This window comes from Bradyrhizobium sp. AZCC 1693 (assembly GCF_036924745.1).
Classification (GTDB): domain Bacteria; phylum Pseudomonadota; class Alphaproteobacteria; order Rhizobiales; family Xanthobacteraceae; genus Bradyrhizobium.
This window is the reverse complement of record NZ_JAZHSD010000001.1, coordinates 7,501,173-7,514,301: the sequence shown is the minus strand read 5'-3', so window position 1 is coordinate 7,514,301 and position 13,129 is coordinate 7,501,173. Positions and strand designations below refer to the sequence as shown.

The 13,129-nt window shown below is 63.0% G+C and carries 14 protein-coding genes; 6 read left to right on the top strand and 8 right to left on the bottom strand.

The window, feature by feature from the left end; genetic code table 11:
- Window positions 1–6 precede the first annotated feature (6 nt).
- Window positions 7–186, top strand: coding sequence for a hypothetical protein (locus V1293_RS35640; RefSeq protein WP_334516444.1), 180 nt, complete (start codon window positions 7–9; stop codon window positions 184–186).
- 187 nt (window positions 187–373) lie between these two features.
- Entirely contained in the window at window positions 374–616 is a 243-nt protein-coding gene (locus tag V1293_RS35635) for a DUF6894 family protein (RefSeq protein WP_334516442.1), read from the top strand.
- Window positions 617–741: 125 nt separating this feature from the next.
- Here V1293_RS35635 and V1293_RS35630 read toward each other — a convergent pair whose 3' ends face one another.
- From V1293_RS35630 to V1293_RS35620, 3 genes are all read right to left on the bottom strand, one after another.
- On the bottom strand, window positions 742–1,077 hold the full coding sequence (locus V1293_RS35630) for a PilZ domain-containing protein (RefSeq protein ID WP_334516441.1): 336 nt from the start codon (window positions 1,075–1,077) through the stop codon (window positions 742–744).
- A 111-nt stretch (window positions 1,078–1,188) separates the two neighbouring features.
- Entirely contained in the window at window positions 1,189–1,419 is a 231-nt protein-coding gene (locus V1293_RS35625; protein WP_334516440.1) for a hypothetical protein, read from the bottom strand.
- 75 nt (window positions 1,420–1,494) lie between these two features.
- Complete coding sequence (locus tag V1293_RS35620; RefSeq protein WP_334516439.1) at window positions 1,495–1,785, bottom strand: hypothetical protein; 291 nt, start codon at window positions 1,783–1,785, stop codon at window positions 1,495–1,497.
- A 236-nt stretch (window positions 1,786–2,021) separates the two neighbouring features.
- Here V1293_RS35620 and V1293_RS35615 point away from each other — a divergent pair, with 236 nt between their 5' ends.
- Window positions 2,022–2,483, top strand: coding sequence for a PaaI family thioesterase (locus V1293_RS35615; protein WP_334516437.1), 462 nt, complete (start codon window positions 2,022–2,024; stop codon window positions 2,481–2,483).
- Between the two features lie 89 nt (window positions 2,484–2,572).
- On the top strand, window positions 2,573–3,232 hold the full coding sequence (plsY, locus tag V1293_RS35610) for a glycerol-3-phosphate 1-O-acyltransferase PlsY (protein ID WP_334516435.1): 660 nt from the start codon (window positions 2,573–2,575) through the stop codon (window positions 3,230–3,232).
- Between the two features lie 426 nt (window positions 3,233–3,658).
- On the opposite strand, the gene V1293_RS35605 is transcribed toward plsY, so the two are convergent.
- Entirely contained in the window at window positions 3,659–5,248 is a 1,590-nt protein-coding gene (locus V1293_RS35605; protein WP_334516434.1) for an ATP-binding protein, read from the bottom strand.
- A 520-nt stretch (window positions 5,249–5,768) separates the two neighbouring features.
- Between V1293_RS35605 and V1293_RS35600 the strand changes: the two genes are divergently transcribed.
- Complete coding sequence (locus V1293_RS35600) at window positions 5,769–6,455, top strand: alpha/beta fold hydrolase (protein ID WP_334516432.1); 687 nt, start codon at window positions 5,769–5,771, stop codon at window positions 6,453–6,455.
- Window positions 6,456–6,560: 105 nt separating this feature from the next.
- On the opposite strand, the gene V1293_RS35595 is transcribed toward V1293_RS35600, so the two are convergent.
- The 3 genes from V1293_RS35595 to V1293_RS35585 form a co-directional block, all read right to left on the bottom strand.
- Entirely contained in the window at window positions 6,561–6,722 is a 162-nt protein-coding gene (locus tag V1293_RS35595; RefSeq protein WP_334516430.1) for a DUF2934 domain-containing protein, read from the bottom strand.
- A 394-nt stretch (window positions 6,723–7,116) separates the two neighbouring features.
- Window positions 7,117–9,150: a pyrroloquinoline quinone-dependent dehydrogenase gene (locus V1293_RS35590; protein WP_334516429.1), complete on the bottom strand. Its 2,034-nt coding sequence runs from the start codon at window positions 9,148–9,150 to the stop codon at window positions 7,117–7,119.
- A 54-nt stretch (window positions 9,151–9,204) separates the two neighbouring features.
- Window positions 9,205–10,644, bottom strand: a complete 1,440-nt coding sequence (locus V1293_RS35585) for a caspase family protein (protein WP_334516427.1) — start codon at window positions 10,642–10,644, stop codon at window positions 9,205–9,207.
- 229 nt (window positions 10,645–10,873) lie between these two features.
- Here V1293_RS35585 and V1293_RS35580 point away from each other — a divergent pair, with 229 nt between their 5' ends.
- On the top strand, window positions 10,874–11,269 hold the full coding sequence (locus V1293_RS35580; RefSeq protein ID WP_334516425.1) for a hypothetical protein: 396 nt from the start codon (window positions 10,874–10,876) through the stop codon (window positions 11,267–11,269).
- 3 nt (window positions 11,270–11,272) lie between these two features.
- On the opposite strand, the gene V1293_RS35575 is transcribed toward V1293_RS35580, so the two are convergent.
- Window positions 11,273–12,982, bottom strand: a complete 1,710-nt coding sequence (locus tag V1293_RS35575) for a ShlB/FhaC/HecB family hemolysin secretion/activation protein (RefSeq protein ID WP_334517059.1) — start codon at window positions 12,980–12,982, stop codon at window positions 11,273–11,275.
- Window positions 12,983–13,129 lie beyond the last annotated feature (147 nt).

The window sequence follows — 13,129 nt, the reverse complement described above, 5'->3', positions numbered from 1 at the left end:
TTTTATATGATTTACAAGGGCGTCGAATACACCGTGACGGCGGTCGCTCCCGGCACCTGGAGATGGCAATTCCGCATCGGCGAGAGGGTCGTCTCGGGCAAGACCGAAGCCAAGCTCAATCTGCTTGCCATCCGGCGGGTCCAGCTTCGGATCGATCGGGAGCTGAAAAAAGCGGAACGGGAATAGCCCGCTCGGCGGCCCCTTCCGCCCGGTCGCCCCAGCATATTAAAACTAAACGCGACTTATATGCACGGTAACGGGAATTGGCCCGTAAAAACCCGGGGTTGATCTTTCCCCGTGCCAGGAATCCACTCCACCTGCATTTGCGCATTCTCAGGGCCAACGGCGGCCCATTTGACGTTGGTCCATTGCCATGCCGATCTTCTTCTTCAGCGTTCGACATGGCGAGGATGCATGTGTCAACAACGACGGCGCGGAGTTTGCCGATCTCAACGCCGCCTGGAAGGAGATGACCGGCGTCTGCGGCGACATGATCGCCGACATTTCCCGAAGACTCTCCGAAAACGCCCAGTGGCAGATGGAATTGCTGGATGAATCCAGGAAGCCGGTATTCCGGATTCGCCTGGTCGCGGAGACGCTGCAGGACACCGATTGAAAAGCGCTATAGCGTTTTCGAGCGAAGCACGCTCTCGGACCTGATCCGTGGATGGACACCGGTTCGCGTCAAGAAAACGCGTCAAAACAAGAATCCAGAGCCCGGTTCTGAGAACCGGAAAGGGTCTAGGCGTGCGCCTTCTTGGCAGCGGCCTCCGACTCGCCGGCCGGCGCGACGCCCTTTCGCAGCTCCCGGGCGGAGATGAATCGGACGCCGACCAATTCGCCCCTGCGCCAGATCAACGTGCATACTCGCCGCACCTCGCCGCCCGCGGTCAGCGAAAGGCCGAACACTTTTGGCACCGCGAGGTCGCCCACGTCGAGGCAGGCGCCGTTCTCGGAAATATCGAGGATGTAGCACTCGATCCATGGCGCATCCGGCGCCGGAATCAGGAATCCCCGCTTGCGCAAGTCGATCCGTACGAACTTGCGGGCACCCAGATCTTTGCGGTCTCTCGCCATGATTTCTCCTGCGCGGGGAAATACTAGGCGGAATACCTGAATACCGAGTTATCGGAATCAGGCAAAAATCGAGGTGTTGGTTCCAATTCTGGTGCGCGCGCCGGAGGTTGCCTAATCGGCGCTCGCGAGCCGGCGCATCGTGAACTCGATGTCGCCGTCGGGCAGCTCGCGCCAGCTTTCGACCGAGCTCATATAGGCCGCCTTGGGATAGCGATCGAGAAAGTCGCGCGCCCTCGCCCTGGCCTTGTCGCGCGGCAGCGTAAAGGTCTCGCGCAGATAGCCGTCGTCCGGCTTGCGCTGGCCGGCCATCCGGCTCGCGAGATCGCGCGGACGAAAGACCATGTCGTAACTCCAGACATAGGACGACAGGTCGAATATAGGGGTAGCCGCGAACGAATCCTACTCGCCACGCGAAGCTTACTGGCTGTTGCTGCCGGTCTTGCTCTTCTTGGGCGCCGCTGCGGCCTTCGCTGAGTCCTTGTGCGCGTCGGTGCTGCGCACGGTGCCCCAGGGATCGGAAGAGGCCTTGGCGTCGGGGATCTTCCTCAAGGAATCCTTATAGGCTTTCTCCTTGATCGCATCCGCCTCCTTTTCTTCCGGTGTCTGGGATTTGAACTCCGGCATCAGGTTGATATTGGGGGTCGACATCTGTGCGTAGGCCGGCGCCATCAACAACACCACCACTGCGGCCGCGCTCAGCATTCTCATGACGCTCTCCTTTGGGACGCTGACTTTGCGTTTCCGGGAAGGATACCACCGGCTCAACCGCCTCGCCAAGCATTGGGGCCGCCAGCCTTTGGTTCGACGCGGCCACGCGCCCGAGAAGCGCGGGCCGGACTCGCAGGATTTCGTGCCATATTTGTGGCCCGCCGCCAGTGTTCCCTTCGCCGCAATGGCCACTACAATAGGCCGGCAACAAAATATCAGGCGGGAAACGGGCGTTCATGCAACAACAGCCACCAGCAACGGAATTCGGCATCGCGGAAGCCAGGCGCGTGCTTGGCGAGGTATTTGCGCCCTGGGTGATGGATCTCAATCTGTCGATCGAGCGCTTCGACTTTGCCCCATCAGGCGATGCCGTCGACTGGCAGCCGGGCGCGATCCTGCGCCTGCCGTTCTCGGAGCGGCTGTGCCGCAATGGCGGCACGGTCTCGGGCCAGGCGCTGATGGCATTCGCCGATACTTCGATGGTGATCGCCAACCTCGCCGCCAACCGCGGCTATCGTCCAATGACGACGGTCGACCAGACCACGCATTTCATGCGCGCGGTCTCGGCCTCCGACGTACTGGCCGATGCCCGCGTGGTCCGCCTCGGGCGCACCATGAGTTTTGGCCGCGTCACGCTGCTTTCCGCCACCGACAGCAAGCCGGTGGCGATGGTCTCGAGCGCGTTCGCGATGCTGTAACGAAGCGGCAGGGCGGATTAGCGAAAGCGTAATCCGCCATCGTGCGGCGCGCATCGCGGCCCTGAAAATAGAGCGTCGAGGTGAACCACATGGTTTTCTGGATAGCGAGTGTGGCTGGATTGGCGATCGCTTATCTCCTCGGTTCTACGCCCACGGGCTATCTGGCAGGGAAACTGCTCAAGGGCATTGATATCCGAGAGCATGGCTCCAAATCCATTGGGGCAACGAACGTCTTGCGAACCCTGGGGAAATGGCCTGCGTTGGCGGTGCTCCTGGTAGATGTGTTGAAAGGTGCGGCGGCGATCGTCTTTGCCCGCTGGTTTTATCCCTGGTTCTATACATTGCCGTCTGTCACGCCACCGGCAGCGCTTGATCTGCAAACCTTGATGCCTTGGGTTGTTTGTTTGGCCGGACTTGCCGTGTTGTTGGGGCATGGCCGTTCGATTTGGTTGAATTTTACAGGTGGCAAATCTGCTGCGACGGGGCTCGGCGTGCTGCTGGCGATGTCTTGGCCGGTGGGCTTAGGTGCTGCGGCGGCTTTTGGCGTTGCGCTGGCGATTGTTCGGATTGTTTCCCTTGGTTCGATGCTGGCGGCGTTGACTGCGATCGCCCTGATCTGCGGCTTGGAGCAGCCGTTGCCCTATCGGTTACTGGTGATTGCAGGCAGCATTTACGTGATTGTGCGCCATCGTGCCAACATTCAGCGGCTACTGGCTGGGACAGAGCCGCGCCTGGGCAAAGCAGCCTAGAATCGAAAGCAAACCGACGCGGATGACCCCACGTCGACGGTGTACAATGCTTGAAATGATCGACGAACCTGTCCGGGTTGCTCATGATTGTGGCTGTCCACCATTTGCCGGAAGGACATGGGCACGCTGATGCATACTTCCGGCGTAGGCGAGTTAAACCGAAAGGCTTACATCACACTTCGCAACTTGTGGCGGATGCTAGTCGTCAGGAGGCAGACGAGTTCGGAAAAGTACAGTTGGATGAACCACATCTGCTCGATCGCCAGCGGCTCGCTTTCTGCGAATGCGCGAACGCTAGATGTTTTTCAGGTGTTGTAGTCGACGCATCAAACGTCCGCTGCTGTGAAGGTTTTGTTGCAAAAGTCGGTTGTGACTGATGATGTCCGTTCACCGGGGTAGACCGGAAGTCACGTGGTCCAGAAGAATTCACGATGCCAGCGCGGTCCGGATCATCCGCGCGAGATCGGAGCTGAGGTAAGGCTTCGGCAGCAGCAGAACGCCAGCGTCGAGCCGGCCATGATGGACGATGGCGTTCTCAGTATATCCAGACGTATAAAGTATCTTGAGCTCCGGGCGCCGTTTCAGCGCCTCGGTCGCGAGCTGACGGCCGTTCAGTCCCCCGGGCATTATCACGTCCGTGAACAGCAGATCGATGCGTTCGGGACCATCAATGATTGCCAGCGCCTCGGCGGCATTGCCGGCGGCCAGCGTGTGGTACCCGAAACGGCTGATCTGCGTCACGACGTATTCGCGGACCAGCGCGTCGTCCTCGACAATCAGGATGGATTCGTCGCCGTGTTCGCCCCCCGAGATGCCAGCCTCGGCGGCCAGCGCGTCTGGGACACCCGCCGCCTCCGGCAGGTAAAGCTTCACGGCGGTGCCGTGGCCCTCTTCGCTGTAGATCTTGATATGTCCGTTCGACTGTTTGACGAAGCCGTAGACCATGCTGAGACCCAGCCCCGATCCCTTTCCGACCTCCTTGGTGGTGAAGAAGGGTTCAAACACCTTGTCGAGCAGGCTGCCGGGGATTCCCTCCCCTGTGTCGCTCACCGCGATCATGACGTAGTTGCCCGGCTTAAGCTCGCTGTTCATGCTTGCGTAATTCTCGTCGAGCACGACATTCCTGGTTTCGAGCGTCAGCTTGCCGCCATCAGGCATGGCGTCACGCGCATTCAGTGCGAGGTTAAGGATCGCAGTCGAGAGCAGACTGGGATCAATCAGGGCCGGCGCGGAATCGTGCGCCAGCATCGATTGGATTTCGATCTGTTCGCCGAGGGTCGGTCGTAGCAACCGCGCCACATCGATGACCAGAGCATTGACGTCGGTGTTGCGCGGCTGCAGCGGCTGTCGACGGGCGAAGGCCAGCAGATGCCGCGTCAGGTCGGCCCCCCTCGCTGCGGCGGCGCTAATCATATCGGTGATCTGGGCGAGATGCGGACGATCCTTGACCGCCTCGCCGAGGATTTCGATGGTTCCGGTAATTACGGTCAGAATGTTGTTGAAGTCGTGCGCAACACCACCGGTGAGTTGGCCGACGGCTTCCATCTTCTGCGCTTGCCGGACCTGGGCCTCGTTGGCCTCTATCTCCTGAAAACGTTTAACCATGGCCTCGGCCTTGCGCCGGTGTCGGATTTCCTCCTCAAGCGCCGCATTGGCCTGCTGAAGTTGCGTGCGTGACGGCTGCACCAGGATCCGCGGCAGCGACAGCAGCAGTGCCGCCGTGATCCCGACCGATATCAGCGCCAGGAAGCCTTTGGTGAGGCCTTCGATGTCGTAGGCCGGCACCCACAAAGTGAGGATCGACAGCAGGCGGGTTATCCCGCAGACCGTGACGAAGACGGCGAATGTCCCGAACACGCCGCGGAACATGAGATCGCGGCGCCGCCACACGAAGAACCCGAGGACGAACGCGGTCGCAAAGAAGGTGCCGGCGAGCATGGCGTCGGAAACGGCATTCAGCCAGATCAATTCCGGCCTCCACAGCAAGCACGCGCCATGCGGGGTGAGCGTCGACATGTCCAGAATATCCTATTTGAGTTGAGACAATGCTAGAAAGCCCGCTCGATAGGCCTTTCTCAATTCCTGCCCACTCGCATCAGGGAAGGCGAGCGACCACGCGATGGAGGCGCCGTCGAGAACGTCGATGAATTCACGCCGACTCATGGCAACTCCGTCCCGGGCTGAGGCCAATATTTTCGATACTCAGAACGATAGCACGCAGGGCCTCCGCGGCGTGGGAGATAATCCATGGTGCGCCGGCCGCCGCGGTCCCGCCTTCCCTGTCCTGACCAGCGGGTGATGTCGGGTTGTGGCCCACCTTTGAGGCATGCCCGCCTATCCTGAGAATGTCGTTCACCGGGGTAGACCGGAAGTCGCCGTGGTCCGGTCAAACCGACGCGAATGACCCAGAGCCGACAATCAGCCCGGCCGCTCGATTTTGGTTTCGCAACGAGCCGACATCATTGCAAGATCAATCCTGATCAAGCAAGCCAAGCTCGTTGAGCAACTAATCCTGCAGCAACGGAGGAGAACTCATATGGCATCATTCGTCCTTGTCCCCGGGGCAGGCGGCATGGCTTGGTATTGGCACCGCGTGGTCCCGCTTATTCGCGCGGCGGGGCACGAACCCATCGCGATCGATCTGCCTGGCGACGACAGGCACGCCGGTCTCGCGGCGTATGCGGACATCGTCATCCGCGCGATCGCGGAACGAAGCGACGTCATTCTAGTCGCTCAGTCGCTAGCGGGTTTCACGGCGCCCCTTGTTTGCGCGCGTGCGCCCGTGCGGATGGTCGTGTTCGTCAACGCGATGATCCCCGAGCCCGACGAGACCGCTGGTGCATGGTGGGGCGCAACAGGAGCGGCCGAAGCGCGAGAACAAGCTGCGGCGCGCCGCGGCTATGCGACGGAATTCGATGTGGGAACGTACTTTCTGCACGACGTGCCGCAGGACGTGCTGCGCGCCGGCCCGGAACAACCACGCGAGGAAGCTGAGACCGTTTTCGGCGAGGCTTGTCGCTTCGAGCGCTGGCCCGAAATTCCCATTCATGTTCTTGCGGGGAGAGACGACCGTTTTTTCCCGATCGAATTTCAACGGCGTGTCGCGCGTGAAAGGCTCGGAAAGGAGGTGGAGGAAATTCCCGGCGGCCACCTCGTCGCGTTGTCGAATGCGGAAGGGCTGACCGAGCGCCTTCTAGCGTATGAGAGTGGCCTGACACGCTAGTCGCTTGCCGTTGTCTTTTGAGCACAAGCCCGAATTTGCCTGATGGCCAAGACGCACCTCCGCTATCGGTCTCGCGCGCCCGATCGGCGATGTCGTTCGGCTGCGTTACAGCGTGTCAGGGGTGCGTATCGGCGACCCTTTGTCCTCGTTGCGCAGCTCTTGTTCAGCCAAGTGCCAAAATTCAGCTTCTCGACCTTCGGGCCGACCGGCTTGCTCCCAAAGCTGATACGCTCGCGCGTCGATTTCCTGTTTGCTGGGTTCAGCCACGACGTTTTCTCCGAGTTGAGCACAGCCCACCTTCAGGCGTGTCGGCGACTGACCGGCGGACTTGCCAGACCAGCATGGAGGCCTGGCCTTTCGGATTCAAGTCCACATGAAGCCGTTAGTTCCTCGCCGAGACTGCCCCATCTGATTTCGAGGAGGGCAAACAACGATGCAAACCTCGGGCGCAATGCGTCGCGAGATCGCCGCCTCATATTCAAGTCGTCGTCACCCGCCAACGGGTCGCGCGAATGCGCGCCCGATGACAGGCTCCGGCGGGTGACCCAGTATTCCAGAGACGCCAATAATCAAACCGATAAGCCGCGGCGTACTGGATCGTCCGGTCAAGCCGGACGATGACAGCGGAGAGTTGCTTGAGATTCGAATCGGAAATCCACCCTCACGCCCTCCCCACCCTGCTCCGCCGCCAGCGCCACACCAGCATCGCCATCACCACGACCACAAGCCCAACCGCGATCGCCCCGCTCATGAACCGCCCGCCGGGCCGGTCGATGGTGCGCGACCACAGCGAGGGCGCTTCGCCCGGCCGCGCCAGGCGGAACGCCACCACGCTGTCGCCGATGGTCGTGCCCGACTCCGAATGACCGCCGGCGCCGATCGCGACATATTGCTCGCCCTTCCATAGATAGGTCATGGGATTGGCGACACCCGGCACCGGCAGCCGGCCCTGCCACAGCTCCCGCCCCGATCGCGCGTCGAAGGCGCGCAAATAAGCATCCATCGCGCCGGTGAAGACGAGACCGCCGGCGGTGATCGCGACGCCGCTGACGAGCGGCGTGCCGAACGGAAAGGCGATGCCGAGCGGCGCGCGATCCTCGGTGGTGCCGACGCGGGAACGCCAGAGAATCTTGCCACCCTTCAGATCGACCGCCACCATCTCGCCCCAGGGCGGCTTGTTGCACAACAGCCCCAAGGGCGACAACGTGACCGCGCGCGTCATCGCAAACGGCGCGCCCTGCTGCCGTCCGAAATCGTGCCCGGGCGGCGGCTCGAACCCTTGCGTGGCCTCGCGCGGAATCAGTTTGACGATATGGATCGCCCGCGAAATGTTGGCGTAAAGGATCTGGTTGACGGGATCGAAGGCGGCGCCGCCCCAGTTCACGCCGCCGCCGGTCATCGGAAACACTATCGTGCCTTGCGTCGACGGCGGCGTATAGAGACCCTCGTTACGCGCCGACGCGACCTGCGCGCGGCAGGCACCGCGCTCCCAGAACGGAATCAGGCCGAACACGTCGTCGGCCGAAATCTGCTGCGACAGCAGCGGTGGCACGTGGGTTGGAAACGGCTGCGTCGGCGAGAGCTGCTCGCCTTCGGCGCCGCCTTGCGGCACCGCGCGTTCCTCCACCGGCCATACCGGCTTGCCGGTATCGCGGTCGAGCACGAATACAAATCCCTGCTTGGTCGGCTGGATCACGACGTCGCGCAGGCCTGCGCCGGTATCGATCCGCGAAAGCGTCGGCTGCGCCGGCAAATCGTAATCCCAGACATCGTGATGCACGGTTTGATACGACCAGACCCGCTCGCCGGTCTCGGCGCGCAGCGCCACGACCGAATTGGCGTAGTCGTTGTTGCCGGGCCGCTTGCCGCCCCAGAAGTCCGGGCTCGGCGAAGACGTCGGCAGGAACACCAGGCCGCGTTCCTCGTCCACCGACATCGGCGCCCAGACATTGGTGTGGCCGGCGATGATGCCGCCGTGCACCAGCGGATCAAAACTCCAGCGCGGCTGTCCGGTCCGAGCATCGAATGCCCGCACCGTGCCCGGCGGCGCCTCGACCCGGCGATTGTCCGCAATCGCGGAGCCGACAATGACGACGCCGCGGGCAATCACTGGCGCCGACGTGATCTGGAATTCGCCCGGCCACTCCAGCACACCGGTCTCCAGCCTGATCTCGCCATTGGTGCCGAAATCGGCGCAGGGAATGCCGGATCTGGCGTCGAGCGCGATCACGCGCACGTCGTTGGTGCCCATGAACACCCGCGTGCGGCAGGCGGCATTTTCAGCCCCGCGCTCGTCGACCCAATAGGCCACGCCGCGGCAAGTGTAGCGGTTGGCCGGTCGCTGCGCGGTCGAGATCTTCGGATCGTACCGCCACTTCTGCGCGCCGCTGCCGGGATCGAGCGCGATGACTTCGTTGAACGGCGAGCAGAAGATCAGGCTGTCTTCGACCAAGAGCGGCGTGGCCTGAAACTTGGTCCGCTTCATTACCTCGGGCGCGCGGGCGTCGAGATCGCCGGTACGAAACTCCCAGGCGCGGACGAGATTGCCTACATTATCAGGCGTGATCTGGTTGAGCGGCGAAAACCGCGAACCGCCGCGATCGCCGCCCCAATGCTCCCATGCGAAAGCCGGTAGCGGGATGACGGCGCAGAAGATGGCAACGAAGGAAATGAACAGACGAACCCGATTTCGCATCCTACCCCGCAAGCGCGACGCAACGCTTGCGGGATCGATTACCCTATCGCCACCTCAGTATCCACCGCGGCGGTCGCCATAGTGGCCGCCACGGCCGCCGCCAAACCCACCGAGACCGATCCCGATGCCGATGCTGACCGGCGGTCGCGATGGCTCGTACACCTCGGGCGGAGGCGGACGACGGCGAACAACCACAACCTCGTCATCCGGCTCGCGCCGACGCGGCGGCTTGCGATCGACCCGCTTCTTCGGCGGATCCGGCTCGACGCGCCTGACCGGCGCATTGACCTTCAGCGGCTGCTGCTCCGGCGGCTGCACGTTGCAGGGACATGTCGGCCCGGCCAGCGCAACGTTTTGCGGCACGGCGGCGTTGGCGGCGGCGACCGCCGGCGTGAACTCGGGACGGTTGCGCAGCCGCTGCTCCAGCTTGCGCGCGGTCGCGCTGAGATCGCTGTCGGGGAATTTCGCCAGGAAGGAGCGATATCCGGACGCGGTGTTGATGAGCACTGCGTCGTTCCACGCCACCATGCGCCGGTGCCGAACCAGCCAGTCGCGCGCGAGCCGCCCGAGCGCCGTCTGCGGGAAGAGACCGGCAAAGGCCTCATACGCCTCGTCGGTGCCGTCGGCCACAATCAGCTCGTTCGCCGCCTCGACCGGCTTGCCCTTCAGGTCGCGGGTCCACTCGGCGACCGACTTCTTCGGAGCCGCGGCAGGCTTCGGCCCGGCGACGGATGTGCCCGAAAAGCGGAAATCCTCGGTCAGCGAGGAGCTGTCCCACGGGGTCTGCCGACCTTCGGTGACCTTGTTCACCGCAAGCCGCACCCGCTTGAAAGTCTCCTCGATCGGAATGTTCTGCTCCTTGCCGGCCGCGAGCAGCGCGTTCGTATACGGGCTGTTGGAGCCGGAGCCGTCTTCCGCGACCGCGCCCGGCGACGTCGAGAACGACAGGAAGGTGCCGGGAGCGCCGATCTTCGCATCGACGATGGCAAGCCCGCTGCCGGCGGTCTTGAGGTCCGGGAATGGATTGTTGCGGCAGGCGTCGAGCATCAGGATGCGCATCTTGCTCGGCACCGACGTCAGCGTGTTCAGGATATCATTGAGGCGCACCGCCTGGATCGGAATGTCGGCTTCCCGCTTCGGATCGATGTCGATCGGAACCAGAAAATTCTCGCCGTCGATCTGCAGCCCATGGCCGGCATAAAACACCAGCGCTACGGTGTCGGCGCCCCTGGCCGCGACCTTGCCGGCGAAGTCGCTGACCGCCTCCCGCATCTGGCCTTGCGAAAGATCGGCCGCGGTCGAGACCTCGAAGCCGGAATCGGTCAGCAATTGCGTGACCGCCCTGGCGTCGTTGGCCGGATTGGGCAGCGCCGGCACCGAGCGATAGGCGGATTGGCCGATCACCAGCGCGAGGCGGCCTTCGGCAGAAGCCGACTGTGTTCCCAGAAGAACCGCCGCGGGAATCATCAACTTGAGCAGTGCGTGACGGAACATGATGCCACCTCCCGGCAATGCAGGCTACGGATTGGTCATGGCCCCGAAGCCAAAGGTTCAAGCCGGCCACGCCATGTGAGGCGTGCGAAAAGCCCGATTCAACGGCGATCTTGTCGCAGGCCCCAAGCCCCCGCGCAGTGATGTGAATCACAGTCGCGGAATCGTTATTCTGCCCAGCACTGTCCGAAACGACGTCTCCGGGGTAAAACGCCCTCGGATGCGGCGGATCGTGGTTCACATAGCGCTGATGGCGGGCGCGGCGCTGACGCTTGCGGGGTGCGGCTTTGCCGACGTCCGCTCGCCGGTGCCCGAGTTCATGCGCGCCAAGGCGCCCGAGCCGCCTGCGCTCGAGCCGGTGCCCGACGTCAAGCGCGTGCTGAAGGAGAAACTGGACGCGGTATTCACGGCGGCCTCGCAACCGACCAGTGTTCGCGTTTCCGAGCCGCGCCCCAATCTCCGCGGACCGGGCTGGACCGCCTGCGTCAAGGCCGAAGTGGTTTCGGTGACCGGCAAACCGCTGGGCACGCAAACCTATCGTGTCGAGATTTCCGGCGGCGTGATCGCCGATCGCCAAAAGGTCGAAGCCGAGGATACCTGCAATGCCGAGAGCTACGAGCCGGTCTAGCGGCTACAGGCAGCGCGTCGTCGCCCGCACCGGACAAAGCTTCAGCGCGCTCGTCAGCGAGAACAGCACCCGTGCGCCGCGGGTGGGATTATCCGGCGCGCGATAGCTGAGCGGCGCGGCAACGCCGATGTCGGCCTGCAGGCCATCGGCGAGGAAGAAGCGAACGCCGCCGCCGGCCGATGTCAGCGAAAGGCCGTCGCTCAGGCGGTAGCCGTCATTCCAGGCCACCCCGCTGTCGACGAAACTGTAGAGCTGGTAGCCGGTCAGATATTGAAGGTTCGTTTTCTGATCGAAGCGCAATTCAGCCGATCCCGCCAGACCGTTGTCGCCGCTGATCTCGGCGCTGCCATAGCCGCGTCCGAACGCGATGCCGCCGAGATAGAATTGCTGCGAGGTGAACAGCGGGCCGGACGCCGTCTGGCCGGCCGCGGCGATTTTCAGCGACCACGCATCCGACAGCGTCTGGTAGCGCGTGAACCAGAGGTTCAGCGCGGAGAATTTGCCGGACGCCCCGTCGCGCGACAGATAGTCGTCGTCGCGGTGCGAGGCGCCGAGAATGTCGAGACCCTGGCGATAATTTACCGTCAGATAATTGGCGCCGCCGAAACTGTCCTGCAGCCGGTAGTCCGACGTGAGGCTCGCGGTGCGGATGCGGTCGGCGTAAATCAGGCCGAACACATCGTTTTCGGTGGCATTGGTGAAACCGGCCGCCGCGGTGAGCGTCAGGCTCGATTTCTGCGATTGCAGCGGAGCGATGCTGCCGCGAACTTCGAACGCCTCGGTCTTGATGTTGTCGCTGTAGAGATGGCGGTAATCGCCGGGCCACACCTCGCTGTAGTAGCCCGACGCGCCGATACGGGCGCCGTCGGTGCCGACAGGCAGGTCGTAGGACAGGCGGCCGAACGCGAGCTGCCGCGGATCGCCCGGCGTGGTCGACAGGTTCAACACCAGGGAATCGCCGGGCGCGAGATAGGAGTTGAACGCCGCGGTCCCATAACTTTGCCACGGTCCGACCGACGACGAGCCCAGATTGTCGACGCCGAACGACGTGAAGAAGTGCCAGGTTTTCAAAGACAGGATCAGCCGAAAATGGCCGCTGGCGGTGCCGATCTCCTCGATCGCGGTGTCCTCGATCCGCACGCCGGGCCGTCCGTTGATCAGCAGCAACTGCCGTTCGAGCGTCGCAAGCTGCGAGGGCCGTTCAGTCAGCACGGCCTCGAGCATCGGCCGGACGCCGAACTGTTCGACGCCGTCTCCCTTCAGCGTCAGTTCCGTGATGCTGCCTTCGATGATTTGAATGCGAAGCTGGCCGCCCTGGATGTCCTGCGGAGGAACGATCGCCCGGCTGAGGTGAAAGCCTTCGGCGCGATAGACGTCGCTGACCGCGGCCGCGATAGTCGCCAGATCGGCCTGCGATACCTTTTTCCCGATGTAGGGTCGATACGTCGTCACCAGCCGGCCCTGCGGGATCGCGACGGCGCCGGCGATCGAGACGTGGCGGAGCACGAACAGAGGCTTGGGATCCCCCTGCCCCTCCGGCCGGGCGAATTGCGGCGACGGCAATCGCGGCCTCCCGTTCGCGCCCTGGCTCGATTGCTGGTCATCGAAACGTTTTTCCGTCTGCCGCGGATCATAACCCGGCTGGTTCGCCTGCTGCGCCTGCGCCGGAAGGCAGGCGATCAGGGTCCAGAGGACGAAGCCTGCGGTGCTCAGGCGGTGCCGGGATAAAGCCGCACGGGCGCACTTCCGTACAAGTACGGACGCCAAGCGCCAATCGTTAGGGGAACCCCTACCCATATGATTTTTCTTAAAATTTTATGGTCAATGAATCGTTAACGAGGCTCGCGCAGTTCACCATTC